The sequence below is a fragment of the Aliiroseovarius crassostreae genome (assembly GCF_001307765.1).
Classification (GTDB): domain Bacteria; phylum Pseudomonadota; class Alphaproteobacteria; order Rhodobacterales; family Rhodobacteraceae; genus Aliiroseovarius; species Aliiroseovarius crassostreae.
This window is the reverse complement of sequence record NZ_LKBA01000023.1, coordinates 74,656-98,469: the sequence shown is the minus strand read 5'-3', so window position 1 is coordinate 98,469 and position 23,814 is coordinate 74,656. Positions and strand designations below refer to the sequence as shown.

General features: G+C 58.5%; 21 protein-coding genes. 19 read left to right on the top strand and 2 right to left on the bottom strand.

Going from position 1 to position 23,814, the window contains the following annotated elements:
• The first annotated feature begins 21 nt into the window (after positions 1-21).
• On the top strand, positions 22-1,344 hold the full coding sequence (locus tag AKJ29_RS16235) for an N-acetylmuramoyl-L-alanine amidase (RefSeq protein WP_082392645.1): 1,323 nt from the start codon (positions 22-24) through the stop codon (positions 1,342-1,344).
• A 110-nt stretch (positions 1,345-1,454) separates the two neighbouring features.
• Here AKJ29_RS16235 and AKJ29_RS19525 read toward each other — a convergent pair whose 3' ends face one another.
• Positions 1,455-1,691 (bottom strand): hypothetical protein, encoded by a 237-nt coding sequence (locus tag AKJ29_RS19525; RefSeq protein ID WP_235477634.1) that lies wholly within the window; start codon positions 1,689-1,691, stop codon positions 1,455-1,457.
• A gap of 1,026 nt (positions 1,692-2,717) precedes the next feature.
• The gene (locus AKJ29_RS16230; protein WP_055192586.1) at positions 2,718-4,148 is read right to left on the bottom strand and encodes a Glu/Leu/Phe/Val family dehydrogenase; all 1,431 of its coding nucleotides are present in this window, start codon (positions 4,146-4,148) and stop codon (positions 2,718-2,720) included.
• Between the two features lie 324 nt (positions 4,149-4,472).
• Between AKJ29_RS16230 and AKJ29_RS16225 the strand changes: the two genes are divergently transcribed.
• From AKJ29_RS16225 to ftsZ, 18 genes are all read left to right on the top strand, one after another.
• Positions 4,473-6,245 (top strand): TadE/TadG family type IV pilus assembly protein, encoded by a 1,773-nt coding sequence (locus tag AKJ29_RS16225; RefSeq protein WP_055192585.1) that lies wholly within the window; start codon positions 4,473-4,475, stop codon positions 6,243-6,245.
• 28 nt (positions 6,246-6,273) lie between these two features.
• Positions 6,274-6,804, top strand: a complete 531-nt coding sequence (locus tag AKJ29_RS16220; protein ID WP_055192584.1) for a TadE/TadG family type IV pilus assembly protein — start codon at positions 6,274-6,276, stop codon at positions 6,802-6,804.
• Positions 6,804-7,394, top strand: a complete 591-nt coding sequence (locus AKJ29_RS16215) for a TadE/TadG family type IV pilus assembly protein (RefSeq protein ID WP_055192583.1) — start codon at positions 6,804-6,806, stop codon at positions 7,392-7,394. Before AKJ29_RS16220 ends, AKJ29_RS16215 begins: the two co-directional genes overlap by 1 nt.
• Positions 7,395-7,514: 120 nt before the next feature.
• A complete protein-coding gene (locus AKJ29_RS16210; protein WP_055192582.1) occupies positions 7,515-8,426 on the top strand; it encodes a pirin family protein in 912 nt (303 codons plus the stop codon).
• 127 nt (positions 8,427-8,553) lie between these two features.
• Positions 8,554-9,000, top strand: a complete 447-nt coding sequence (locus AKJ29_RS16205) for a methyltransferase family protein (RefSeq protein WP_055192581.1) — start codon at positions 8,554-8,556, stop codon at positions 8,998-9,000.
• Positions 9,001-9,167: 167 nt separating this feature from the next.
• The gene (locus tag AKJ29_RS16200; protein ID WP_055192580.1) at positions 9,168-10,739 is read left to right on the top strand and encodes a Re/Si-specific NAD(P)(+) transhydrogenase subunit alpha; all 1,572 of its coding nucleotides are present in this window, start codon (positions 9,168-9,170) and stop codon (positions 10,737-10,739) included.
• 13 nt (positions 10,740-10,752) lie between these two features.
• Complete coding sequence (locus AKJ29_RS16195) at positions 10,753-12,186, top strand: NAD(P)(+) transhydrogenase (Re/Si-specific) subunit beta (RefSeq protein WP_055192579.1); 1,434 nt, start codon at positions 10,753-10,755, stop codon at positions 12,184-12,186.
• A gap of 176 nt (positions 12,187-12,362) precedes the next feature.
• On the top strand, positions 12,363-13,265 hold the full coding sequence (locus tag AKJ29_RS16190; protein ID WP_055192578.1) for a DMT family transporter: 903 nt from the start codon (positions 12,363-12,365) through the stop codon (positions 13,263-13,265).
• 199 nt (positions 13,266-13,464) lie between these two features.
• Complete coding sequence (locus AKJ29_RS16185; protein WP_055192577.1) at positions 13,465-14,628, top strand: peptidoglycan glycosyltransferase FtsW; 1,164 nt, start codon at positions 13,465-13,467, stop codon at positions 14,626-14,628.
• Positions 14,606-15,742 carry a UDP-N-acetylglucosamine--N-acetylmuramyl-(pentapeptide) pyrophosphoryl-undecaprenol N-acetylglucosamine transferase gene (locus tag AKJ29_RS16180; protein ID WP_235477631.1) on the top strand — a complete coding sequence of 379 codons (1,137 nt, stop codon included), beginning with the start codon at positions 14,606-14,608 and terminating at the stop codon, positions 15,740-15,742. The genes AKJ29_RS16185 and AKJ29_RS16180 overlap by 23 nt, the downstream gene beginning before the upstream one ends.
• Positions 15,739-17,139, top strand: coding sequence for a UDP-N-acetylmuramate--L-alanine ligase (murC, locus tag AKJ29_RS16175; RefSeq protein ID WP_055192575.1), 1,401 nt, complete (start codon positions 15,739-15,741; stop codon positions 17,137-17,139). Before AKJ29_RS16180 ends, murC begins: the two co-directional genes overlap by 4 nt.
• A 21-nt stretch (positions 17,140-17,160) precedes the next feature.
• Entirely contained in the window at positions 17,161-17,400 is a 240-nt protein-coding gene (locus tag AKJ29_RS16170) for a DUF2484 family protein (RefSeq protein ID WP_055192574.1), read from the top strand.
• Positions 17,397-17,663 carry a DUF2484 family protein gene (locus tag AKJ29_RS16165; protein ID WP_055192573.1) on the top strand — a complete coding sequence of 89 codons (267 nt, stop codon included), beginning with the start codon at positions 17,397-17,399 and terminating at the stop codon, positions 17,661-17,663. Before AKJ29_RS16170 ends, AKJ29_RS16165 begins: the two co-directional genes overlap by 4 nt.
• Entirely contained in the window at positions 17,650-18,582 is a 933-nt protein-coding gene (gene murB, locus AKJ29_RS16160) for a UDP-N-acetylmuramate dehydrogenase (protein ID WP_055192572.1), read from the top strand. The genes AKJ29_RS16165 and murB overlap by 14 nt, the downstream gene beginning before the upstream one ends.
• 188 nt (positions 18,583-18,770) lie before the next feature.
• Positions 18,771-19,649, top strand: coding sequence for a D-alanine--D-alanine ligase (locus tag AKJ29_RS16155; protein WP_235477628.1), 879 nt, complete (start codon positions 18,771-18,773; stop codon positions 19,647-19,649).
• A complete protein-coding gene (locus AKJ29_RS16150) occupies positions 19,637-20,560 on the top strand; it encodes a cell division protein FtsQ/DivIB (RefSeq protein WP_055192570.1) in 924 nt (307 codons plus the stop codon). Before AKJ29_RS16155 ends, AKJ29_RS16150 begins: the two co-directional genes overlap by 13 nt.
• Positions 20,557-21,891 carry a cell division protein FtsA gene (gene ftsA / locus AKJ29_RS16145; protein WP_055192569.1) on the top strand — a complete coding sequence of 445 codons (1,335 nt, stop codon included), beginning with the start codon at positions 20,557-20,559 and terminating at the stop codon, positions 21,889-21,891. The genes AKJ29_RS16150 and ftsA overlap by 4 nt, the downstream gene beginning before the upstream one ends.
• Before the next feature lie 219 nt (positions 21,892-22,110).
• Positions 22,111-23,730, top strand: a complete 1,620-nt coding sequence (ftsZ, locus tag AKJ29_RS16140) for a cell division protein FtsZ (RefSeq protein WP_055192568.1) — start codon at positions 22,111-22,113, stop codon at positions 23,728-23,730.
• Positions 23,731-23,814 lie beyond the last annotated feature (84 nt).

Below are 23,814 nucleotides of genomic sequence, written 5' to 3'. Positions count from 1 at the left end.
CAGGGGGAGGGGCGGTTTGCTATGATCGCCCCAATCCCGCCCCTCGGCCCCAATCCTGAACGGAGCAGCCCTTTGCGCTCAATTTGTCGTTTCACCAGCTTTTTCAACTGTCTTGTGGTCTGTTTCGGTCTGCTGCTCACCCCTGCGCTGGCAGAGGGGCAGTCGATACCGGGCCAGGCCGGAAAGCTGTCCGCGCTGGCCCGTCTGGCGGGTGATGGGGTGACGTTGGAGGCAAACTGGCGCAGCCTTGAGCTTCAGATTGACATGACACGCGCCGTGCCCTGGCGCGTTTTCACGCTGACACAACCCCGGCGTCTGGTGATTGATTTTTCAGAGCTGGACTGGACCGGGCTTGACCGCGAGGCGGTGCTTTATGAAAGCGACCGGATCTCGGATTTGCGGGCCGGGTTATATCGACCGGGATGGACGCGGCTTGTGCTGGATCTGGCAGAGCCGCTGAAAATCAAGACATCACAAATGACGACGGGCGATCAGGGCGCGCGATTGCACCTGCGTCTCGTGCCGGTCTCGGACGAGGAATTTGCACAGACCGCCGGGGCACCGGCTCTGGGTGCTACCCGTCCTGTGTTCGCTTCGGGATCCGGCGATGCCGTCGGTAAACCCCACCAGCGTGGGCAGGCCGCGTTGCGGGTGGTTCTGGACCCCGGTCATGGGGGAATTGATCCGGGCGCGGAACGCGATGGCGTGGTTGAGGCGGATCTGGTGCTGACATTTGCGCGTGAGTTGCGGGACGTTCTGCGTCGGGCAGGTGGGTTTGATGTTGTGCTGACCCGTGATGACAACAGCTTCGTTTCATTGGAGGAACGTGTAACCATTGCCCGCCATGCCGGGGCAGATGTGTTCATCTCGCTGCATGCGGATGCTCTGGCACAGGGGCGTGCCACGGGGGCCACGGTCTATACCCTGTCCAAAGAAGCCACGGATCTCGCGTCTCAGAAACTGGCGGAGCGTCATGATCGGGGGGACCTGCTGGCCGGGGTGGACCTGCGGGAACAGGATGATGAGGTGGCGCTTGTGCTGATGGATCTGGCGCGCAGGGAAACCACCCCCCGCTCGAGTGCCTTGGCTGATGCGCTGGTTGAAGGCATTCATTCCGCAACGGGATCGATTTACAAAACCCCTCGGATGGAGGCAGGGTTTTCGGTTTTGAAAGCACCGGACATTCCGTCGGTGTTGCTGGAGCTTGGCTTCATGTCTTCGCCTAAGGATCTTGAGCGGATGACCTCGGCGAAATGGCGGTCGCAGGCTGCGGAAGGGATCCGTGATGCATTGCAATACTGGGCCATTCAGGATGCAGCGCAGGCGGATCGTTTGCGCAAGTAATCCACCCTTTGGCGTCTGTATCTTCATCTTCGGGTAAAAAAAAGGCCACGCATATCGCGCCCAGCCCTTTACCATAAGTGTTGCAGCCCAGAGGAGATCTCTGGGCTGCTTCAGTTCTCGACATCAGAAGGTAGTTTTCCGACGATTACCAATTCTTTACCGGCTTCTGATCCCTTTCCGTTTCCTCCCATGCGATACCAAACCGGGTCCCTCAACGCGATTGTTCCCAAGCAAGTTTCACCGATGAGATTTCGAAATTGTTGTTGGGAAACAATCGGATTGGCATTCTCTGCCACTCCCAAAACTGCTCCTGCACATAAAGTTCCAACAAAAACGATATTGCGCATCACGATACTAACTCCCTTAAATCTAACCCAGTGAGAAATAGGTGGTTTTCTGCTGGATCATAAAAGGCTTGTCAGATCGCCGCTAACTGAACAGATCCTTCGCATTGACCTTGCCTCTGGCCAACCCCAGCTTCATCGCTGGGGTTTCTTTCGTTGAGCGCCTGCCCATCCAGTTATGCGTGAAGCGAAAAATATCGACGATTTTCACCATGGTTTCCGGGTTGTAGAGGTAATGCCGATGTCAGGCGCGGCCGTTGGCGCTTGGCGTGTGAGAAGGACGTTCCGCGAACTTCAGGTTGCTCCGGACCTTATGAAAATAGGCATCAACGCTCCGTAGCGTCGCCAGACGCATAAGGCGTGCTCGACGATCAGGTGCCATGCTCTCCCGGTCGGTCAGTATGCGCATAGAGCGATGCGGCTCCGATTTCGTGTGATACGGCCAGGATTTGCATTTCCAGCGTTGCGTGCCTTTCTGCGTCGTCCCCGCTTTTGATATAGCTCCGGGTTCTCGGATTGGGTCTTCCCGTGATTTACGCACTCCTCGGTGGAACAGGCATCTCTTGGAAATTCAGGGCGGAACTTCCGACGAAGGCGACGATATTCTTCGATGATCGCCTTGTTGTTCTTGATGATTGAGGTCTTTCCGCACCCGCCACACTGGAAGGTCTTTTCATCGCCGGATCCGATGACCCTGCCGCGCGGCATGTTCGGCTTGACCTTGCTCCGATTTTGCCCTCTTCTGTCGAATGGGTCTGGAGTCTCTGCAAAGAAATCACACTGAGGATTTCGGCAGAAATTTACGCTGATGCCAAAGGAAGGCAAAGGTAAGCGCCTACGAGCGCCTGACGAAGATTTCTTCGTGGCTGTTCCCACACTTTCTCTCCCGGTTTTTCCGAGTTTTTCTTATTATTGTGGGATAAGATTGGCCAGAAACTGGCCAACCAAAATCTTATTTTGCAACACTTATGGTAAAGGGCTGGATATCGCGCGGCCTTTTCTTTTGTTCTTTTGATTGGCGATAAAAGCTCAGAGGCCCTTGGCGCGATAGCTTTTGGAGATCCGGTCAATCGCCACCAGATAGGCGGCCATGCGCAGATCAGGCACATCGTCGCGTGAATGCCACACGTCCCGCATGGCCTGATAGGCGGTGCGCATCGTGTCATCCAGCCCCGAGCGCACAAGTTCGAGCTCGTCTGCGCCGCGCAGATATTTCTCTTTGAACTCCGGCGTCATCGACCAGGCGTCCCCCAGGTAGCGGTCAAGCCGCTCCAGCTCGTCGATCACAAGCTGGTGACGTGCCTCTTCCTGGCGACGCTGCATCCGGCCGAACCGGATATGGCTGAGGTTCTTGACCCATTCGAAATAGGAAACGGTCACGCCGCCTGCGTTGGCATACATATCGGGGATGATCACACAGCCCTTTTCACGAAGGATATCATCGGCGCCAGCGGTGACGGGACCGTTGGCCGCTTCGATGATCAGCGGTGCCTTGATCCGATCGGCGTTCGTCAGGTCGATCACGGCCTCCAGGGCCGCCGGGATCAGAATATCACACTCATTTTCCAGCACCGCACGCCCGTTTTCGACATAGGTCGCGTCCGGGAAGCCGGAAACCCCGCCATTGGCGCCGATCCAGTTGCGCACCGCTTCCACATCCAGCCCGCTCTCATCGACCAGCGCGCCGTCGCGTTCAATGATGCCGGTGATCAGGGCGTGATCTTCCTCTGACAGGAATTTGGCCGCGTGATAGCCCACATTGCCAAGGCCCTGGACGATGATACGCTTCCCTTCAAGCTTTCCGGACAGGCCGGCCATTGCCTTGTCTTTCTCGTGGCGGAAGAACTCTCTCAGCGCGTATTGGACCCCACGCCCGGTTGCTTCGACCCGGCCCGAGATCCCGCCCGCATGGGTGGGTTTCCCGGTGACACAGGCCTTGGCGTTGATGTCGGTGGTGTTCATGCGGGCATATTGGTCCGCAATCCAGGCCATTTCGCGTTCGCCGGTGCCCATATCGGGGGCGGGAACGTTTTGCGAGGGGTTGATCAGGTCGCGTTTGGCCAGTTCATAGGCAAACCGACGGGTGATCAGCTCCAGCTCATGCTCTTCATATTCGCGCGGATCAATGCACAGCCCGCCTTTTGAACCGCCAAAAGGCGTTTCGACCAGCGCGCATTTATAGGTCATCAGGGCGGCCAGAGCTTCGACCTCGTCCTGGTTCACGGCACTGGCGTAACGGATGCCTCCTTTTACCGGTTCCATATGTTCGGAATGCACGGCGCGATACCCAACAAAGGTGCGGATTTCGCCGCGCAACCGCACGCCGAACCGCACGGTATATGTGGCGTTACACACACGGATTTTTTCCTTCAGTCCGGGGGGGAGGTCCATGATCTCGACCGCACGGTCGAACATGATATCCACGGATTCACGGAATGAAGGTTCTTGTGTTCGGGTCATTTGATGCTCCTGACTGCTGACCGGTGACACACGCCGGGCGAATCGCACCCTGCGTCACTTTCACGCACAGCCTAGGCCGCTTTAGTTAACAACACATCCCGAAAATGAGAAATGTGAACGGTGCTAATTGACCTATGGGAAACAAGAAAGTATTTTAAAACAAAGGCTTGATTGGGTGTTGTTGGGCGGGTTTGAAGAATGAGAATGCCCTAATTTCGCCACAAGGATAAGGTTAACTCTCTCCAAGTGGGGTTTGGGTGGCGTTGGTGTCGGCGATTTTGTCGGGACCAATTTGGCCTGTTTGTATTGAGGAAAGGGGATTTCATGATGCGCTTTGCAGAATGGAAAACTCGTAATGCGCGTATCGGTTCGAAGCTTGTTGATCATGTCCTGCGCTTCCAGCGGGACGAAGATGGCGCGCTTGTCGTTTTCATGCTGTTCATGATCGTGGGCATGCTGATCATCGCAGGGCTTGGCGTGGATTTCATGCATTACGAGGCGCAGCGCACCCGCCTTCAGGCCACCTTGGATCGTGCCATCCTGGCCGGTGCCCATCCCGATCAGACCACAGACCGAGCGGCGGTTGTGAAATCCTATTTCGATTCCGCCGGGTTGGGGAACTACATTGATCCTGCGGATATCGTGGTGGATGCCAGTGCAACCCATAGTGAGGTCAGCGCGAAGGCAAAAATGCATGTCGAGCCATTGTTGCTGCAATTGATTGACTTTAAGGGGCTGGATGCCGTTGCCGTCAGTAGCGCCCGACAAGCTGTGAAATATCTTGAGGTTTCGCTTGTTGTTGATGTTTCAGGATCGATGGGAGACCCGTCCGCCAGCGGCAATACGAAACTTTACGAGTTGAAGCAGGCGGCAAAGAAATTTTCCAACCAGCTGCTGTGCAACCCGGAAGATACCAGCACCTCAACCAATTGTACTTACGCGGAAAAGAACACCTCTCTGTCGCTTGTGCCCTACGCATCGCAGGTGTCGGTCGGAAAGGACCTGTTGAAACAGTACAATCTTGTGGATCAGCAGGATGACAGCCATTGTGCGACCTTCATGGACGGCGATTTTTCTATTGCCGGGATCGATCCGAGCTCTCCTTTGCGTCAGGCTGCCAAGTATTACGGTCTGACCTATCGCAGTTGGGTGGACCCCAACGGGTGGGTTGAACCGTCCGGAGCTGCGGCCACATCCAAAGACACTTGGTGGAGCTGTTTCACGGCGCCGTGGCGGGAAATCGCCCCGCTTGAGGATTCTGCAGAGGATCTGGTTCAGGATATCGAGGCGCTGGATGCGCTTGGCGGAACCGCAATCCATATCGGGATGAAATGGGGTGTTGCGCTTTTGATGAAAGATGCAAACAGCGTCGTTCAGGGATTGATTGATGACAACATCGTCTATTCGGGTTTTGCCAGCCGTCCCTATGACCCTTCTGCTGTTGAGACATCCAAGATTGTTGTGTTGATGACGGATGGATTGAACTCCTCCTATCGTCGTTTGAAAGACGGGCGGCGCACAGGTCCGTCCCCGTTCTGGCGAAACAACTCTCAGTCTTATGACAATCTGTCTGATCAAAGTATCATGTCGATCTATGATGCAAATACTGGTCTGTATCACTGGCGTAATGTGCCGGCATCCGCCCCGCGCACCGCTGATCATCCCTATGGCAGTGGATCTTACCGCGCCTGTGTAAGGCGATACAGCTGGTCCCGTGGATATTACACTGACTGCTGGGATCAGGAAGAACCCGGTTCTGCCGTGCAGCTGCGCTATGAAGAGTTCTGGAAAGCTGGGTTCACAACCAAGTATTTTGATAAGTTCAGTTTCCTGAGCACCCCCGGAACCAGCCTGTCGAATGCGGATCCTGACAAAGCGGTGGATCAATTGCTGCTGGACCAATGTGATGCGGCAAAAAACCAGGGGATCAAGGTCTATACGATCGAGCTTGAGACAGCCGGGGGCAGCGATGGGGGCAGCGTTCTGGAAAGATGCTCCTCAGGGGCTGGATATTATTTCAAGGTTGATGGTTCCGGATTGGAACAAGCCTTTTCCGCAATCGGGCAGGACATTTCCCGCCTGCGATTGACACAATGATCCGGGTGAAGGTTTCGGGAGAGTGATGATGGCTTGGTGCAAAGGTTTGAAACGGCGGCTGAAGCGGGAAAACGGCAACGCGACCATTGAGTTCGTGATCTTTTTCCCGTTGTTCATGACAATTTTCTTTACCGCGTTCGAAATCGGGTTTTTCACCTTTCGCACCGTTCTTTTGGAACGTGCGCTGGATCTGAGCATCCGGTCTTTGCGCCTCGGAACCATGCTGCCGGCGACACCTGAAGAGATGAAGCGCAGAATGTGCAGCGAAATGATCTATTTCCCCACCTGCACAACCGATCTGTCAATTGACGTGCGCGCCCTTGACAGTTCCTGGACCCTGCCCACGGGCAAGATCGCCTGCCGTGACCGTGTGAATGGGGTTGATCCGGCGGATCTGCGGTTTGCCCCGGGCACTGACAAGGTGCCAACCCTGGTGCGGGCCTGCCTGGTGATGGACCCGTTCTTTGCACCAACCCCCTTCGTTCTGGACTTGCCGCGGGATGCGTCGGGTGGGTCGGTCATGTCGTCTTGGTCCACTTACGTTGCGGAGCCGAAATGATGAAAAAACCGGTTCAATATCACCTGCGGTCTTTTCTGGCGCGGCATGATGGCTCGATTACGGTTGAATCCGTCATCCTCATCCCGCTTGTGTTCACCGTCTTCATGATTGGCTTTACCTTTTTTGATGTCTTTCGTGAAAAAAGCCTGTCCCTGAAAGCAAACTACGCCATTTCCGATCTGATTTCGCGTGATGACAATGTGACCGAAGCGGATTTGCAGGGCTATCACAAGCTGTTTCGCTATCTGACAAACAACAACCCGGGGGCCTGGATCAGGGTGACCGAGGTTAAATGTCTTTCCGCCTGCGGCAAAGAAAGCCGGGTTCTGAGAAAGGTCTGGTCCAAATCTTATCCTGCCGCAAGTGTGCCGGAACTGACGACAACTGACATTCAGGAACGTTACAGAGAGGCGATCCCGTTGATGTATCTGGGTGAGTTTCTGGTGATTGTGGAAACAAACGTAGTTTATCTGCCGATTTTTTCGGGGGACTGGACTGGCATCTTCTCACGCAACATGACGGATCTGGTTGTGACAAAGCCCCGGAACGGACCCAAGATCTGTTTTGAGAACGAAAACTGCAACCCATAAGCGGGCCATCAGCAAGGCCGGGATCTGTGCTTTTCTGTTTTCGAGGTGAGCATTTGTGCGCAATTGCGAAGTGGCCGGGCCACCCCATATCATGGACACAGCCTGATCAAGGAGGTTTCCATGTCACTTCGTCCTGTTCTGTCCCAAAATATCGCCCAGCCTACGCTAGAAGGCGCAGGCGTTCATCTGCATCGGGCTTTTGGGTTTCATGATCCAAAATCCTTTGACCCGTTTCTGCTCTTTGACGATTTCCGTTCGGATGATCCTGCGCTTTACGGGCAGGGTTTCCCCTGGCACCCCCATCGCGGCATTGAGACCATCACCTATGTGCTGGCGGGAGAGGTCGAACACGAAGACAGCCTGGGCAACAAGGGACGCCTCGGGGCGGGTGACATCCAATGGATGACAGCCGGGTCGGGCATCATGCACCAGGAAATGCCGAGCGCCAACCCGCAAGGGCAGATGCATGGGTTTCAGCTGTGGGCCAATCTTCCCAGAGAGCTGAAAATGACCACCCCCAATTATCAGGACGTGCCCGCCGCCGAAATCCCGGTGATCGAAGAAGATGATGGCACAGTGGTGCGGGTTGTTGTGGGCGGGTTCTGGGGGCGCACTGGCCCGGTAGACGGGATCGCCGCTGACCCGCTTTACCTTGATGTGTCCATCCCCGCCGGTGTCACGAAATCCCTGCCTATTGATACCCGCCGTCAGGCCTTTGCCTATGTGTTTGAGGGGGCCGGAGCTTTCGCAGATGCCGCTGCCCCCCAAGGGGTTCTGCTTGAAAAGGAAGTGGGGGGGCGTGAGGTGAATATCCGGGATCTGTCCGGAAATCGTACCGTGGTCCGGTTCGGCGCAGGTGATGAGGTCCGGGTGCAGGCTGGTCCTGACGGGCTGCGGTTTCTTCTGGTGGCGGGGGCGCCGATCCGCGAGCCGGTGGCCTGGCACGGCCCGATTGTGATGAACACCAAAGACGAGCTTCGCCAGGCCATGTCTGACCTCAGAAACGGGACCTTTATCGCTCCCCGCAGTTAAACCTCCGAAGGGAAAAGCAACGCATTGGCGCGCGCCGGAGAGGGGGGACGAACAGAAGCGATTGCTAAACCTTTCGGAAATGTTACTAATGGTCGGAAATTCGCTGAAAAGAGTCGTGAAATGTACGATGCAACTGCTTGATCTCCCGCCCGTGTGGTTGTTGGGCCTGCTGGCCGGGACCTATGCGTTGCATCTTGCTGTGCCGGAGGTCGGGTTTGGCCCATTGGCACTCCCGGAACTGGGGGCGGTGTTCATCATGTTTGGGATTGGTTTGATGCTGTGCGCGATGTGGGAGTTTCTTCGCGCGCGCACAACCATCATGCCACGCGCGACCCCGACCGCATTTCTGCAGCGCGGCATCTACCGTTTCTCTCGTAACCCGATCTATCTGGGGGATGCGCTGGTGTTGCTGGGGGCAGTTCTGTGGTGGAACATCGCCCCTGCCATCCTCTTTGTTCCCCTGTTTATCTTTTTGATAAATAAACGATTTATTGAAGGGGAAGAGGCTGGGTTGCGGGCGCTTTACGGGGCTGAATTTGAGGAGTGGAGCAGAAAGGTTCGCCGCTGGATCTGATAGGTTTTTGAAACAAAATTGTCGCAGCGCGGCAAAAAACGTTAGGATGTTACGCTGCGTCTGCGTATCTTTGCCAAGATTACAGCGTAGATTGCATGAATAACTAGGGATGTCTGGCGGCATGGACCGGTGGGCCATCCCTAAGATGGGAGAAGAGGAAAAGACACGTGAAGATTGGTGTTCCCAAGGAAATATTTGAAGGCGAAAATCGGGTCGCGATGACCCCTGAAAGCGCCAGGATGCTGCAGAAGCTTGGCTATGAATGCCTGATTGAAACCAAGGCAGGGCTCGCTGCCGGGTTTTCGGATGAGCTTTACAGGGAGGCTGGTGTAGAGATTGTCAAAACCGCGGCAAGCCTTTGGAAAGAGGCCGATATCATCGCAAAAGTGCGCCAGCCGAATGATACGGAACTGAAGCGTCTTACCAAGGACAAGACGCTGATCTCCTTCTTTAATCCCGGCGGAAACGAAGATGGGATGGAAAAGGCGAAAAAATCTGGCGCCAATGTGATTGCGATGGAGATGGTGCCACGTATTTCGCGTGCCCAGAAAATGGACGCGCTGTCGTCCATGGCGAATATCGCAGGCTATCGCGCGGTGATCGAGGCGGGTAACAACTTTGGCCGTTTCTTCACCGGTCAGGTGACCGCAGCCGGTAAGGTTCCGCCCGCCAAGGTTCTGGTTGTGGGTGCCGGTGTGGCTGGTCTGGCCGCAATCGGCACCTCGACCTCGTTGGGGGCAATCACCTATGCGTTCGACGTTCGCCCGGAAGTGGCCGAACAGGTTGAATCGATGGGGGCGGAGTTCGTCTATCTCGATTTCGAAGAAGAACAGCAGGATGGTGCGGCCTCCGGTGGCTATGCATCGGTGTCGAGCCCCGAGTTCCGCGAAGCGCAACTTGCCAAGTTCCGCGAACTGGCGCCCGAGGTGGACATCGTGATCACCACCGCGCTCATTCCGAACCGCGAAGCGCCCAAGCTGTGGCTTGAGGACATGATCAAGGCGATGAAACCCGGCTCGGTGATCGTTGACCTTGCAGCCGAGAAGGGCGGCAATGCCGAAGGCACCGTGATGGACGAGAAGATTGTCACCGACAATGGTGTGACAATCGTCGGCTATACCGATTTCCCCTCGCGCATGGCCACGCAAGCCTCATCGCTTTACGCCAACAACATCCGCCACATGATGGCCGACCTGACCCCCGAAAAGGACGGGCAGATCAACCACAACATGGAAGATGACGTGATCCGCGGTGCAACCGTGACCTTTGAGGGTGAGATCACCTTCCCGCCACCGCCGCCCAAGGTGCAGGCGATTGCCGCCAAGCCGAAAGAGGTGGTTCCAGAGTTGACACCGGAAGAGAAGAGGGTGCTGGAAGTTGCTGAATTCAAACAGCAAACCAAAAATCAAGTCACGCTTCTGGCCATTGGTGGCGCGCTCCTCCTCGGGGTTGGCCTCGTGGCACCGGCCAGCTTCATGCAGCACTTCATCGTGTTTGTTCTGGCCGTGTTCGTGGGCTTCCAGGTGATCTGGAATGTGGCGCATTCGCTGCACACACCGCTGATGGCGGTGACCAATGCGATCTCGTCGATCATCATCCTGGGGGCGCTGATGCAGATCGGCACAAGCTCGGCCCTGGTGGTCATCCTTGCCGCGCTTTCGGTCTTCATGGCCGGGATCAACATTTTCGGCGGCTTCCTTGTGACACGGCGCATGCTCGCCATGTTCCAGAAATCTTAAGGGGGTAGGGATCATGGAATTTGGTTTCACCACGGCTGCATATGTTGTTGCAGCAGTTCTGTTCATCCTCTCCCTTGGCGGTCTGTCGGGGCAGGAAAGCGCAAAACGCGCGGTTTGGTATGGTATTGTCGGCATGGCGCTGGCGGTGTTTGCCACGCTTATCGGTCCCGGAGCGGGCTTTTGGTGGCTGTCGATCATCCTGATCGCCATTGGCGGCGTGATCGGCACCTATGTGGCACAGCGCGTGCAGATGACCGAGATGCCGCAGCTTGTGGCCGCGATGCACTCTCTGGTGGGGCTGGCCGCAGTGTTTGTGGGCTTCAATGCGCATATCGAACTGGTCAATGTGCTGGGCATGGAGGAGGCCGCCAAGAAAGGCCTCGAAGGGTTTGCGGCCCTCATTGCCAAGAAGGACATCGTTGAACAGAACATCCTGCGGGTTGAGCTGTTTCTGGGGGTCTTCATCGGGGCCGTGACCTTTACGGGATCTGTGATTGCCTATGGCAAGCTGGCGGGCAAAGTCTCCTCGGCCGCTGAAAAGCTGCCCGGTGGACATGCACTCAATGCTGGGGCTGCGATCCTGTCACTGGTCTGTCTTGTCTGGTATTTCAATTCCGGTGGCATCCTGCCGCTGATCATCATGACGCTGGCGGCCTTCTTCATCGGCTATCACCTGATCATGGGGATCGGTGGTGCGGACATGCCGGTGGTTGTGTCGATGCTGAACAGCTACTCGGGCTGGGCGGCTGCCGCAATCGGCTTCTCGCTGGGCAATGACCTTCTGATCGTGGTTGGCGCGCTGGTGGGGTCGTCCGGTGCGATCCTGTCCTACATCATGTGTAAGGCCATGAACCGGTCGTTCATCAGCGTGATCCTGGGCGGTTTCGGTGGCACCACCGGTCCGGCGATGGAGATTGAGGGCGAACAGATCGCCATCGACGCAGACGGCGTGGCTGCAGCACTTGAAGATGCCGACAGCGTTGTGATCATTCCCGGCTACGGTATGGCTGTGGCGCAAGCCCAGCAGAACGTGGCGGAACTGACACGTCGCTTGCGCGCCAAGGGCAAGAATGTACGTTTTGCCATTCACCCGGTTGCGGGTCGTCTGCCCGGGCATATGAACGTGCTCTTGGCAGAGGCCAAAGTGCCTTATGACATCGTGCTGGAAATGGACGAGATCAATGATGACTTCCCGGAAACGGATGTGGCCATCGTGATCGGGTCAAACGACATCGTGAACCCGGCCGCCCAGGAAGATCCGAACAGCCCGATCGCCGGGATGCCGGTTCTGGAATGCTGGAAAGCCAAACAGGTGTTTGTCTCGAAACGCGGGCAGGGCACCGGGTATTCCGGCATCGAGAACCCGCTGTTCTTCAAGGAAAACACCCGCATGTTCTATGGCGATGCAAAGCAGTCTCTGGACACGCTGCTGACGATGATTTCCTGACCGGTCCTGAAATAAGCACAGGCTATGAAGTCAATGCAGCGGGCGCCTTCGGGCGCCCGTTCGCATTTCAAAGGCCTTGCCCGGAGCCAGAACGGGCGCTAAGGCAATTGAGGTCAGGTTGATGGGTATCTTCGTGATGAGACACGCCAACCACCCAAACAGCTTTAGGCAAACATATGTCACAAGGTTTTGGCCTTTTTCTTAAACTCGCCTCCGTGGGTTTCATCCTGTCGATGCAAAGCCTGATCAAGACGCTGGAGGGGGCGCTGCCGCCGACCGAAGTTGTGTTTTTCCGCGCGTTTCTGTCGATCCCCTTTCTGCTTGTCTGGATCGGAGGGCAGGGGCGGCTGCATGTTGTGTTGAAGACGGAAAACCTGCGCGGCAATCTGATGCGGGGCCTGATGGGGGCCTGCGCAATGAGCCTGACCTTTGCCGCCATCTCCTACTTGCCCCTGCCCGAAGCCACGGCGCTTTTCTTCTTTGCCCCGATCCTGACCACAATTTTTGCGGTGATCTTTTTGAAAGAGCGGGTGCGGCTTATTCGGGTGAGTGCAGTGGTGGCGGGGCTGATCGGCGTGCTGGTGATCCTCTGGCCCCAGCTGGGCGGGGTGGTAGGCGCCAGCGATGAGGCCGCAGCGCAGCGCAGCCTGGGGGCGATGCTGGCCCTGGGCGCGGCCTGTTTCATGGCAGCTGCCAAGATCCTCGTGCGTCGCCTTGTTGGGCGGGATCATCCGTCGACGGTTGTTCTCTATGCGGCTTTGACCGCATCGGCGGCGGCGCTTTTGACGCTTCCCTTCGGCTGGCACTGGCCCACTGGCCCGCAATGGGCCGTTCTGTTTGGTGCGGGATGTCTTGGAGCCGTGGGGCAGGCGCTTTTGACCACCGCTTATAAATATGCGGATGCATCGACGATTGCGCCTTTTGACTATTCGTCGATGATCTTTGCGATCCTGTTTGGCTATCTGTTCTTTTCGGAACTGCCCAGTCTGCAGACCCTGATCGGCGCGGGGGTCGTGATTGTGGCAGGTGGGGTGATCTTGTGGCGCGAAGCACAGGTTCGCGGCTCTACCCTGTCCTGAACCGCGCGCGGATCTTTGCGCATGGCATGGTGAAAGCCAGATAAAGTGCTGGCATCAAAGGGAAATCTGCGCTATGATTTTCACAATCCCCCGCAGGAAGATGGGGGTCTCCGGTTGGGCCGCAGAGCCTGAAGTCAATGAAAACCCGGGGAAATCAAAAGAGAACGAGCGGTTTTTAAAGCAGTGACAGGCGGCGATCATGACTGAAATGGTATATGGTGCGATCCCGAAGCGGGATGGCGATCCAATTCTTCCCCGTTGGTGGCGGACAGTGGATCGGTGGTCCGTGACCTGTGTTCTGGTGCTGTTTGGTCTGGGTATCCTGTTGGGGCTGGCCGCGTCTCCGCCGCTGGCTGAGCGCAACGGGCTGGACAATTTCCACTATGTCGAACGGCAATTGGTGTTCGGAGCCATGGCGCTGGTTGCGATGTTCGCCACCACGATGATGAGCCCGACAATGGTGCGCCGTCTGGGGGTGATCGGGTTTGCTTTTGCCATGGTTGCAGTGATGATGTTGCCGGTGCTGGGCACGGATTTCGGCAAAGGGGCGGTGCGCTGGTATTCGCTGGGCTTTGCCTCGGTGCAGCCGTCCGAGTTTCTCAAGCCCGGTTTCGTGATCGTGGCCGCCTGGCTGATGGCCGCCAGTTACGAATTGAACGGACCGCCGGGACGAGCAATGTCACTGGGGCTATTGATGGTGATTGTCGCCTTTCTGGTCACCCAACCGGATTATGGCCAGGCCGCGCTGATCGCCTTTGCCTGGGGGGTGATGTATTTCCTCGCCGGTGCGCCCATTCTGGTGCTGGTTTCCCTGGTGGGGGTGACCGTGCTGGGCATGAGTGTTGCTTATAACAACTCCGAACATGTTGCCCGCCGCATCGATGGTTTCCTGAACCCGGAGGTCGATCCGACCACCCAGCTGGGCTATGCCACCAATGCCATCCGCGAAGGTGGGTTCTTTGGTGTGGGCGTGGGTGAGGGGCAGGTGAAATGGTCCCTGCCTGATGCCCATACAGATTTCATCATCGCGGTCGCGGCCGAGGAATACGGCCTTCTTCTGGTGCTGGTTATTATCGCGCTTTACGCCACCATCGTGGTGCGCAGCTTTATGCGGCTTATTCAGGAACGTGATACGTTCATCCGACTGGCGGGGGCTGGGCTGGCCTCGATCTTCGGGGTTCAGGCGCTGATCAATATGGGGGTCGCAGTGCGCCTTCTTCCGGCCAAAGGCATGACTTTGCCCTTCGTGAGCTACGGCGGATCCTCGCTTATTGCAGGCGGCGTGGCTTTGGGTATGCTCCTGGCTTTCACCCGCACACGGCCGCAGGGCCGGATGCAGGATGTCTTTAACCACCGTCACTGAGCAGGCCGAAAACATGTCAGACACGCAACCTCTTCTTGTGATCGCTGCCGGAGGGACCGGGGGGCATATGTTTCCCGCGCAGGCCCTGGCTGAAGCCATGTTGCGCAAGGGATGGCGGGTAAAGCTGTCCACGGACGCCCGCGGTGCCCGCTATACAGGCGGATTTCCCCATGTTGTTGAGGTGGAGGAGGTCAGCTCGGCCACATTTGCGCGTGGCGGTGTCGTGGCAAAAGCACTGGTGCCGTTGAAAATTGCCGGGGGTGTTCTGTCCATGGCCCTGCGTCTGCGGCGCGATCGCCCTGCGGCCGTGGTGGGCTTTGGCGGCTATCCCTCCATTCCCGCGATCGGGGCGGCCTGGATGCTGGGCCTGCCTCGGATGATCCATGAACAGAACGGTGTTCTCGGGCGGGTGAACAAACGCTTTGCCACCCGGGTGGATGTGGTTGCCTGCGGCACATGGCCCACCGCATTACCCGAAGGGGCAGGGGCGGAGCACACGGGAAACCCGGTGCGTGCTGCGGTTCTGGAACGCGCAGGCGCGCCTTATATCGCGCCTGGTGATTACCCGATATCGATCCTGGTCATGGGCGGAAGTCAGGGCGCGCGGGCATTGTCGGACACTGTCCCGGCTGCGATTGCCGCCTTGCCGGGGCACCTGCTCCGGCATGTCTCGGTCAGCCATCAGGCGCGGGACGAAGATCATGACCGAGTGGTCGCCTTTTATAACGAACATGGCATCCGCGCCGATGTGCAGCCGTTCTTCACCGATATTCCCCGCCGCATGTCCGAAGCGCAGCTTGTGATCAGCCGGGCCGGCGCCTCCTCGGTAGCGGATATTTCGGTCATCGGGCGCCCGTCGATCCTGATCCCCTATCCCCATGCAACCGAAGATCACCAGACTGCCAATGCGCGCGGGCTGGTGGATGCGCAGGCGGCGATCCTCATTCCCGAAAGCAAACTGGATCCGGGTCTTCTGTCGGTCCAGATTGCCAATGTATTGGAACACCCCGAGGGCGCCAGCCAAATGGCGCGCGCCGCGCTTTCGCAGGGAATTCCTGATGCCACCGCGCGCCTTGTTGCGCTGGTTGAAACGCTTACAGGACAAACACAATGAACGCAGCCGCTACCAAACTGCCCACCGAAATGGGTGCAATTCACTTTGTCGGTATCGGCGGTATCGGCATGTCGGGCATTGCCGAGGTCTTGCTCAACCATGGTTATCGGGTGCAGGGGTCGGACCTGAAATCAACCAAGATTACCAAGCGGCTGGAGGATCTGGGGGCTGAGGTCTTTATCGGACAGAAAGCTGAAAATCTGGAACATGCCGAAGTTGTGGTGATTTCCTCGGCCATCAAACCGGGCAATCCCGAACTGGATACCGCCCGTGCCCGTGGCCTGCCGGTGGTGCGCCGGGCTGAAATGCTGGCCGAGCTGATGCGCCTGAAATCCAATATTGCGGTGGCCGGAACCCACGGCAAAACCACCACCACCACCATGGTGGCCGAGCTTCTGGTTCATGGCCATATCGACCCCACGGTGATCAATGGCGGCATCATCCATGCCTATGGATCCAACGCCCGCATGGGGCAGGGCGAATGGATGGTGGTTGAGGCTGATGAAAGTGACGGGACCTTCAACCGCCTGCCCGCAACCATCGCCATCGTCACCAATATCGACCCGGAGCATATGGAGCATTGGGGCGACTTTGACACGCTGCGCCAAGGCTTCCTTGATTTCGTCTCGAACATCCCGTTTTACGGGCTGGCCGTCTGTTGCACCGATCACCCCGAGGTGCAGGCGCTGGTGGGCAAAGTCACCGACCGCCGGGTTGTGACCTATGGGTTCAACGCGCAGGCAGATGTGCGGGCCGTGAACCTGCATTACAAAGGTGGCATTGCGCATTTCGACATCGAACTGCATTCCGAAGGTAGCCGGATCGAAGGCTGCACCCTGCCGATGCCCGGCGATCATAACGTGTCAAACGCCCTGTCCGCCGTGGCCGTGGCCCGCCATCTGGGCATGAAGCGAGATGAAATCCGCGCAGCCCTCGCGGCTTTTGGGGGCGTGAACCGCCGCTTTACCAAGGTAGGAGAGGTGAACGGGGTCACCATTATCGACGATTACGGCCACCATCCGGTGGAAATCGCCGCCGTCCTGAAAGCGGCCCGTCAGGCCAGCGAAGGGCGGGTCATCGCGGTGCATCAACCGCACCGCTACACGCGGCTTCATGATCTGTTCGAAGATTTCTGCGCCTGTTTCAACGAAGCGGATGTGGTTGGTATTGCGGATGTATTTGCCGCGGGTGAAGAGCCGATTGTAGGTGCATCCCGTGACGATCTGGTGGCGGGCCTCGTGCGTCACGGCCACCGCCACGCCCGTGCGATTTCCTGCGAAGAGGATCTGATTGACCTGGTCCGGGATGAGGCGAAACCCGGTGATATGGTGGTCTGTCTGGGTGCCGGCACCATCAGCGCCTGGGCCAACGCCCTGCCGGGCAAGCTGAATGCATAACCCGGCCGGACAGGACCGCGCATGAGCCTGCCGCTGATCCTTGCCTGCCTTTGGGTGGTGATCGCAACCTTGGTGGCCTTTTTGCCGATGAGGGCGCAATTTGCCCCGGGTGCGGCGCTCTTACTGGCGGGGCCGGCGCTGATTGTCTGGATCGGGGCCACCCATGGCTGGCTCTGGACCGTGCCTGCGACTTTTGCCATCGTGTCGTTGTTTCGCCGCCCACTCTCTTACCTGCTTGGCAAAGTGGTGACAAAATCATGAGCTGGACCCTGCTTCTTGCCTGCCTCTGGATCATCGGTGCCAAGCTTGCCTCGATGCGGCCATCTGCGCGCAAACACTGGCCGTTGGCCTATGCGCTGATGCCTCTGGGCGCACCCATTGTGGCGCTTGCCTGGTGGGAGCACGGGGTCGGTGCTGCTCTGTTTGTTCTGGCCATCGGCATGGTTGTCTTACGCTGGCCCGTGATTTATCTGGGGCGACGGATTGTGAAACTCATCAAAGGGGCAGGGGATGGCGCGGCCTGATCAGATTGATATTCGAGGGCAGTTGATGGCCGAGCGCGAATTGGCCGGGCTGACCTGGCTGCGTGTTGGCGGTCCGGCTGAGTGGCTGTTCATGCCAGCAGATGAGGATGATCTGGCCCAGTTTCTGACCCAGCTTGACGCGGACATCCCCGTTTTTCCGATGGGGGTCGGGTCGAACCTGATCGTGCGCGACGGTGGCATTCGCGGCGTGGTGATCCGCATGGGGCGCGGGTTCAATGAGATCGCCATCGACGGACCGCGCGTCACCGCAGGCGTTGCGGCCCTTGATGCGCATGTGGCGCGCAAGGCGGCAGCAGCAGGGCGGGACCTGACCTTTCTGCGCACCATCCCCGGAGCGATTGGCGGGGCCGTGCGGATGAATGCGGGCTGCTATGGCTCCTATGTTGCGGATGTCTTTGTCAGCGCGCAGGCCATTACCCGGACGGGGGAGAGGGTCACGCTCACCGCGGAAGATCTGAACTTCCAGTATCGCCAGACCGATCTGCCCGACGGGTGGGTGATCACCAGCGCCACCTTTGAGGCCCCCGAGGGCGACCCGGAGGAGCTGGCCGCCCATATGGATGCTCAGCTGAAAAAGCGTGACGAAACGCAACCGACCAAAGATCGCACTGCCGGCAGCACTTTTCGCAATCCGGCGGGGTTCAGTTCAACCGGGCGCGCTGATGACAGCCATGAGCTCAAAGCCTGGAAAGTGATTGATGAGGCGGGCCTGCGGGGCGCCACCCTGGGGGGCGCACAGATGAACCAGATGCATTCCAACTTCCTGACCAATATCGGCAATGCCACCGCTGCCGACCTTGAAGGCTTGGGCGAAGCGGTGCGAAAAAAGGTTTACGATCATAGCGGGATACAGCTAGAATGGGAAATCATGCGCGTAGGCGAACCGGCACAAAAATAATCGGGCCAAGCGCGTGGGAAAAGCACGGCTTTTCCGATATTTGAAGAGGCAGAGCAGCCTCCTGAAAATTCATTGGGCATTGCTTCCGGGCAGGGGGTAACTGTCTGAATAACAGGGTCAATTTGGCCCGGGACAGAGGCATTATGACGGGCAAGGCAAAACAGGCAGCCCCAAAGGTCGTGGTCTTGATGGGTGGCCCCTCGGCGGAACGCGAGGTGTCGCTGACCAGTGGGCGTGAATGCGCCGAGGCCATGCGGGGGGAAGGCATTGACGTGATCGAGCTGGATGCCGGCCCCGATCTGGTGGAACGCCTGAAAGATCTCAAGCCCGACGTGGTATTCAACGCGCTGCATGGACGCTGGGGCGAAGATGGCTGTGTGCAGGGGATCTTGGAATGGATGGGGCTTCCCTATACCCATTCCGGGGTGCTGGCTTCTGCGCTTGCGATGGACAAGGAACGCGCGAAAGAGGTGTTCCGTGCTGCGGGTCTTCCGGTCATGACCTCGGTTCTTGCGGACCGGGACGAGGTGAAGTCGTGTCATGTGATGGCGCCGCCCTATGTGGTCAAACCCTATAACGAAGGCAGCTCGGTCGGGATTTATATCGTCAACGAGGGCGCGAATACTCCGCCGCAGCTCGCCGATAGCATGCCGCAGACCGTGATGGTGGAAACCTATGCGCCGGGGCGCGAACTGACCACCACCGTCATGGATGGCAGGGCGCTGGCGGTGACCGATATCATCACCGATGGCTGGTATGATTACGACGCTAAATATGCCGAGGGGGGCTCGCGCCATGACATCCCCGCAAATATCCCCGCCGAGATCGAGGCCGCCTGCCTCGACTACGCGCTGCGGGCCCATGAGGCGCTGGGATGCAGGGGCGTCAGCCGCACCGATTTCCGTTGGGACGAGGCGCGCGGGCTTGAGGGTCTGGTCCTGCTTGAGACCAATACCCAACCGGGCATGACCCCCACCTCGCTCGTCCCTGAACAGGCCGCCCATTGCGGCATGAGTTTCGGTCAGCTGTGCGCCTGGATGGTGGAGGACGCGTCATGCAATCGTTGACGCACAGGTCGAAACCGCCGGTGTCCCCGTCCGGTCATGGGGGGGCGCCCGTGCGCCGCGACCCCGCCCCGTCTCGTATCGCCTATAAGATCAATCGCCTGTGGCTGACACCGCTCTTTCGCGCCACCCTGCGGGTGGGGCTGCCAGTGTTTCTGATCCTGCTGATGGCGGGGTGGTATTTCTCAAACCCCACCAATCGTTACGCGATTGGTGAAAAAATCACCGATATCAAAAGGTCCGTCCAGGAACGCCCGGAATTCATGGTCAAGCTGATGGCCGTGGAAGGGGCAAGCCCGATTGTGGATGACGCGGTGCGCATGCTCCTGCCAATCGACTTCCCGATCTCCTCGTTCGACCTTGATCTTGAGGTGATGCGCGAAGAAATCATGAAGCTGGACGTGGTGGCCAATGCGGAGCTGCGCATTCGTCCCGGGGGGGTGCTTGAAGTTGTGATCAGCGAACGCGACCCCGTTGTGGTGTGGCGATCACAGGGACAGCTTGAGCTGCTGGACCGGTCCGGTCACCGGGTCGCCAGCCTGACAGGCCGTGCCGCCCGCGCCGACCTGCCGATGATTGCGGGGGTTGGGGCGGACAAGGCGGTGGAAGAAGCGCTTCGTATCATTGCGACCGCAGGACCGCTTGCCGACCGGCTGCGGGGCCTCGTGCGCGTGGGGGAACGGCGCTGGGATCTGATGCTCACCAAGGATCAGCGGATCATGCTGCCGGAAAATCAGCCGGTTTTTGCGCTGGAACAGGTCTTGGCTCTTGATCAGGCCCAGGACCTTCTGGCACGCAATGTGACTGCCATCGATATGCGAACCCCGTTGCGCCCGACGCTGCGTCTTGGATCCGACGCAACCGAAGAGCTGCGCCGGATCAGGGGATTGGAAACAGAAGAGGCCACCGAATGACCGATCTTTACGTTCAGCAGCGCGCCATGCGATCCATGCGCGAAGCAGCGATGCAGCGCGGTGTGATAGCCATTCTCGATGTGGGAACCTCCAAAATTGGCTGCCTTGTCTTGCGGTTTGACGGCAGCGAACAGTTTCGCGAAGGGGATGGTGTCGGCAGTCTGGCCGGGCAAAGCGCCTTTCGGGTGATCGGAGCAGCCACAACCCGCTCACGCGGTGTGCGCTTTGGTGAGATCGACGCCATGGCCGAAACCGAACGCGCCATCCGCACCGCAGTGCAGGCCGCGCAGAAAATGGCCAATGTGCGGGTGGACCACGTCATTGCCTGTTTCTCTGGGGCCAATCCGCGCTCCTACGGGCTGGCCGGGGCCGTGGATCTGGGCGAACGCGCGGTCAGTGAAGATGATGTGGCACGCGTGCTGGCCTCTTGCGATGTGCCGGATTTTGGATCCGGGCGCGAGGTGCTGCATGCCCAGCCGGTCAATTTTGCACTCGATCATCGCTCTGGCTTGTCCGATCCGCGCGGGCAGGTGGGCAGCCGCCTTGCGGTGGACATGCATCTGCTGACGGTTGACAGCGCCGTGGTGCAGAACCTGTGTTACTGCATCAAACGTTGTGATCTGGAAGTGGCCGGGCTGGCCAGTTCGGCCTATGTCTCGGGCATCTCTGCCCTGGTTGAAGACGAACGAGAGCTGGGGGCGGCCTGTATTGATATGGGCGGTGGGGCCACGGGGGTCTCGATTTTCATGAAAAAGCACATGATCTATGCCGACAGCGTGCGGCTGGGCGGGGATCATGTGACTTCCGACATCTCAAAAGGACTTCAAGTATCACTCGCAACCGCCGAAAGAATAAAGTCTTTTTACGGTGGCGTTGTGGCGACCGGCATGGATGACCGCGAGATGATCGAGATCGGTGGGGACACCGGAGACTGGGAACATGACCGGCGCACCGTCAGCCGGGCCGAACTTATTGGCATCATGCGCCCACGGGTCGAAGAGATCCTGGAAGAGGTGCGCGCCTGTCTGGATGCGGCCGGGTTTGACCATTTGCCCAGTCAACAGATCGTCCTGACCGGCGGGGGCAGCCAAATTCCCGGCCTGGATGGCCTCGCGCCGAAAATCCTCGGTCAGCAAGTGCGCATTGGGCGCCCGCTTCGGGTGCAGGGGCTGCCACAGGCGGCAACGGGGGCCGGATTTGCCTCTGCCGTCGGGCTGTGCCTGTTTGCGGCGCACCCGCAGGACGAGTGGTGGGATTTCGAAATTCCCGCAGAGAGTTATCCCGCCCGCAGCCTGAAGCGCGCGATGAAGTGGTTCAAGGACAACTGGTAATCCCAAAACCTTGTGTGAGTGGCGAAATCCTGCTGATAAAACAGCGGGTTTTCCCACATTTTGCGTCTTTCACTTCAATTGGTGCGTGACGACCATACTGCTTTTGCGGTATTGTGGCTGAAAAGAGGCAGTCACCGGCGATTCACGCCGACAAGAACACACCATGCTGACGCAGGACAAAGACGCCGCGCAGCACGCAGATTAACAGGCGGACAGATCATGACATTGAACCTTACCATGCCTGGTCAGGAAGAATTGAAACCTCGGATCACGGTGTTTGGCGTGGGCGGTGCTGGTGGCAACGCGGTCAACAACATGATCGAGAAAGAGCTTGAGGGCGTCGAGTTTGTCGTCGCCAATACTGACGCTCAGGCGCTGCAGCATTCGCGCGCCAAGGACCGCATCCAGATGGGTGTGAAAGTTACCGAAGGGCTGGGCGCTGGTGCTCGCGCCACGGTCGGGGCGGCGGCAGCCGAAGAAAGCATCGAACAGATCGTGGATCATCTGGCCGGGGCACATATGTGCTTCATCACGGCTGGTATGGGCGGCGGCACCGGGACCGGGGCTGCGCCGATCATCGCGCAAGCCGCGCGGGAACTGGGTGTTCTGACCGTTGGTGTTGTCACCAAGCCGTTCCAGTTCGAAGGCGCCAAGCGGATGAAACAGGCCGAAGACGGTGTGGAGCAGCTGCAGAAGATGGTCGATACGCTGATCATCATCCCCAACCAGAACCTGTTCCGTCTGGCCAATGAAAAGACCACCTTCACCGAAGCCTTCTCGATGGCTGATGACGTTCTGTATCAGGGCGTGAAAGGCGTGACCGACCTGATGGTCCGCCCGGGCCTGATCAACCTCGACTTTGCCGATGTGCGCGCCGTGATGGACGAAATGGGCAAGGCGATGATGGGCACCGGCGAGGCGACCGGCGAAGACCGTGCGGTTCAGGCCGCCGAGAAGGCGATTGCCAACCCGCTCCTGGATGAGATTTCGCTGCGCGGCGCCAAAGGTGTGCTGATCAACATCACCGGCGGTTATGACCTGACCCTGTTCGAACTGGACGAAGCCGCGAACCGTATCCGCGAAGAAGTGGATCAGGATGCCAATATCATCGTGGGCTCGACCCTCGACAACGATATGGAAGGTGGGATGCGCGTTTCGGTTGTTGCCACCGGTATCGACGCTGTCGAAGCACCGCAGGAAATGCCGGTGCCGCGTCGTCGTCTGGCAGAGCCGCTGCAAACGCCGCTGGCCGTGGAAGAAAAGTTCGAAGCTCCGGTTGAAGCCGCTACAGCCCCGGCTGAGCCGTCGCTGTTCGGGAGCGAGTTGAACGCGACCGAAGCTGCTGCAGAAGAGCAGGCGGAAAACGTCTTCCCGGCAGAAAGCGCGGGTGGTGATTTGCCGCCGCCGGCCTACCAGCCGCAACCGGCTGTTGCACAGGCGCCTACTCAGGCACCGGTCCAGTCCGCACCGGTTGATCATTACTACGAAGACGAACCTGCCGTGGCACAGTTCACTGCGCCCAAACCCCCGGCACCGGGTACCCCGTCACCGGAGGCCTTGGCCCGTCTGCAGGCTGCGGTTCAGAACCAGCCGCGCGCCGCTGCCCAGCCGCAACCGCAAGCTCGCCCCACGGCGCAGCCGCACGCTGCTGAAAAGCCGCGCTTTGGTATCAATTCGCTGATCAACCGGATGACCGGAGCGGGTGCTGTTGAGGGCGCTGCCGCCCGTCCCGAGCCAGCGGTGGAAGCGCCTATCGCACGTCCGGCACAGCAACCGCAGATGGATGCCGAACAGGAAAAAGTGGAAATTCCTGCTTTCCTGCGTCGTCAGGCCAACTGAAACCTTGTTTCAGGTTCGGCAATTCCTTGCCGATCTGGGATGTGAATACGAAATTCGGCCGCCACAGTGCGGCCGTTTTTTATA

Coding starts and splice junctions, on each gene's coding strand:
- AKJ29_RS16235 (WP_082392645.1), top strand. CDS start 22: ATGATCGCCCCAATCCCGCCCCTCGGCCCCAATCCTGAACGGAGCAGC.
- AKJ29_RS16195 (WP_055192579.1), top strand. CDS start 10,753: ATGGAATTTGGTTTCACCACGGCTGCATATGTTGTTGCAGCAGTTCTG.
- AKJ29_RS19525 (WP_235477634.1), bottom strand. CDS start 1,691: ATGCGCAATATCGTTTTTGTTGGAACTTTATGTGCAGGAGCAGTTTTG.
- AKJ29_RS16180 (WP_235477631.1), top strand. CDS start 14,606: ATGTCTTTAACCACCGTCACTGAGCAGGCCGAAAACATGTCAGACACG.
- AKJ29_RS16230 (WP_055192586.1), bottom strand. CDS start 4,148: ATGACCCGAACACAAGAACCTTCATTCCGTGAATCCGTGGATATCATG.
- AKJ29_RS16215 (WP_055192583.1), top strand. CDS start 6,804: ATGAAAAAACCGGTTCAATATCACCTGCGGTCTTTTCTGGCGCGGCAT.
- AKJ29_RS16190 (WP_055192578.1), top strand. CDS start 12,363: ATGTCACAAGGTTTTGGCCTTTTTCTTAAACTCGCCTCCGTGGGTTTC.
- AKJ29_RS16225 (WP_055192585.1), top strand. CDS start 4,473: ATGATGCGCTTTGCAGAATGGAAAACTCGTAATGCGCGTATCGGTTCG.
- murB (WP_055192572.1), top strand. CDS start 17,650: ATGGCGCGGCCTGATCAGATTGATATTCGAGGGCAGTTGATGGCCGAG.
- AKJ29_RS16220 (WP_055192584.1), top strand. CDS start 6,274: ATGGCTTGGTGCAAAGGTTTGAAACGGCGGCTGAAGCGGGAAAACGGC.
- AKJ29_RS16205 (WP_055192581.1), top strand. CDS start 8,554: ATGCAACTGCTTGATCTCCCGCCCGTGTGGTTGTTGGGCCTGCTGGCC.
- ftsZ (WP_055192568.1), top strand. CDS start 22,111: ATGACATTGAACCTTACCATGCCTGGTCAGGAAGAATTGAAACCTCGG.
- AKJ29_RS16155 (WP_235477628.1), top strand. CDS start 18,771: ATGGGTGGCCCCTCGGCGGAACGCGAGGTGTCGCTGACCAGTGGGCGT.
- AKJ29_RS16165 (WP_055192573.1), top strand. CDS start 17,397: ATGAGCTGGACCCTGCTTCTTGCCTGCCTCTGGATCATCGGTGCCAAG.
- ftsA (WP_055192569.1), top strand. CDS start 20,557: ATGACCGATCTTTACGTTCAGCAGCGCGCCATGCGATCCATGCGCGAA.
- AKJ29_RS16150 (WP_055192570.1), top strand. CDS start 19,637: ATGCAATCGTTGACGCACAGGTCGAAACCGCCGGTGTCCCCGTCCGGT.
- AKJ29_RS16210 (WP_055192582.1), top strand. CDS start 7,515: ATGTCACTTCGTCCTGTTCTGTCCCAAAATATCGCCCAGCCTACGCTA.
- AKJ29_RS16185 (WP_055192577.1), top strand. CDS start 13,465: ATGACTGAAATGGTATATGGTGCGATCCCGAAGCGGGATGGCGATCCA.
- murC (WP_055192575.1), top strand. CDS start 15,739: ATGAACGCAGCCGCTACCAAACTGCCCACCGAAATGGGTGCAATTCAC.
- AKJ29_RS16170 (WP_055192574.1), top strand. CDS start 17,161: ATGAGCCTGCCGCTGATCCTTGCCTGCCTTTGGGTGGTGATCGCAACC.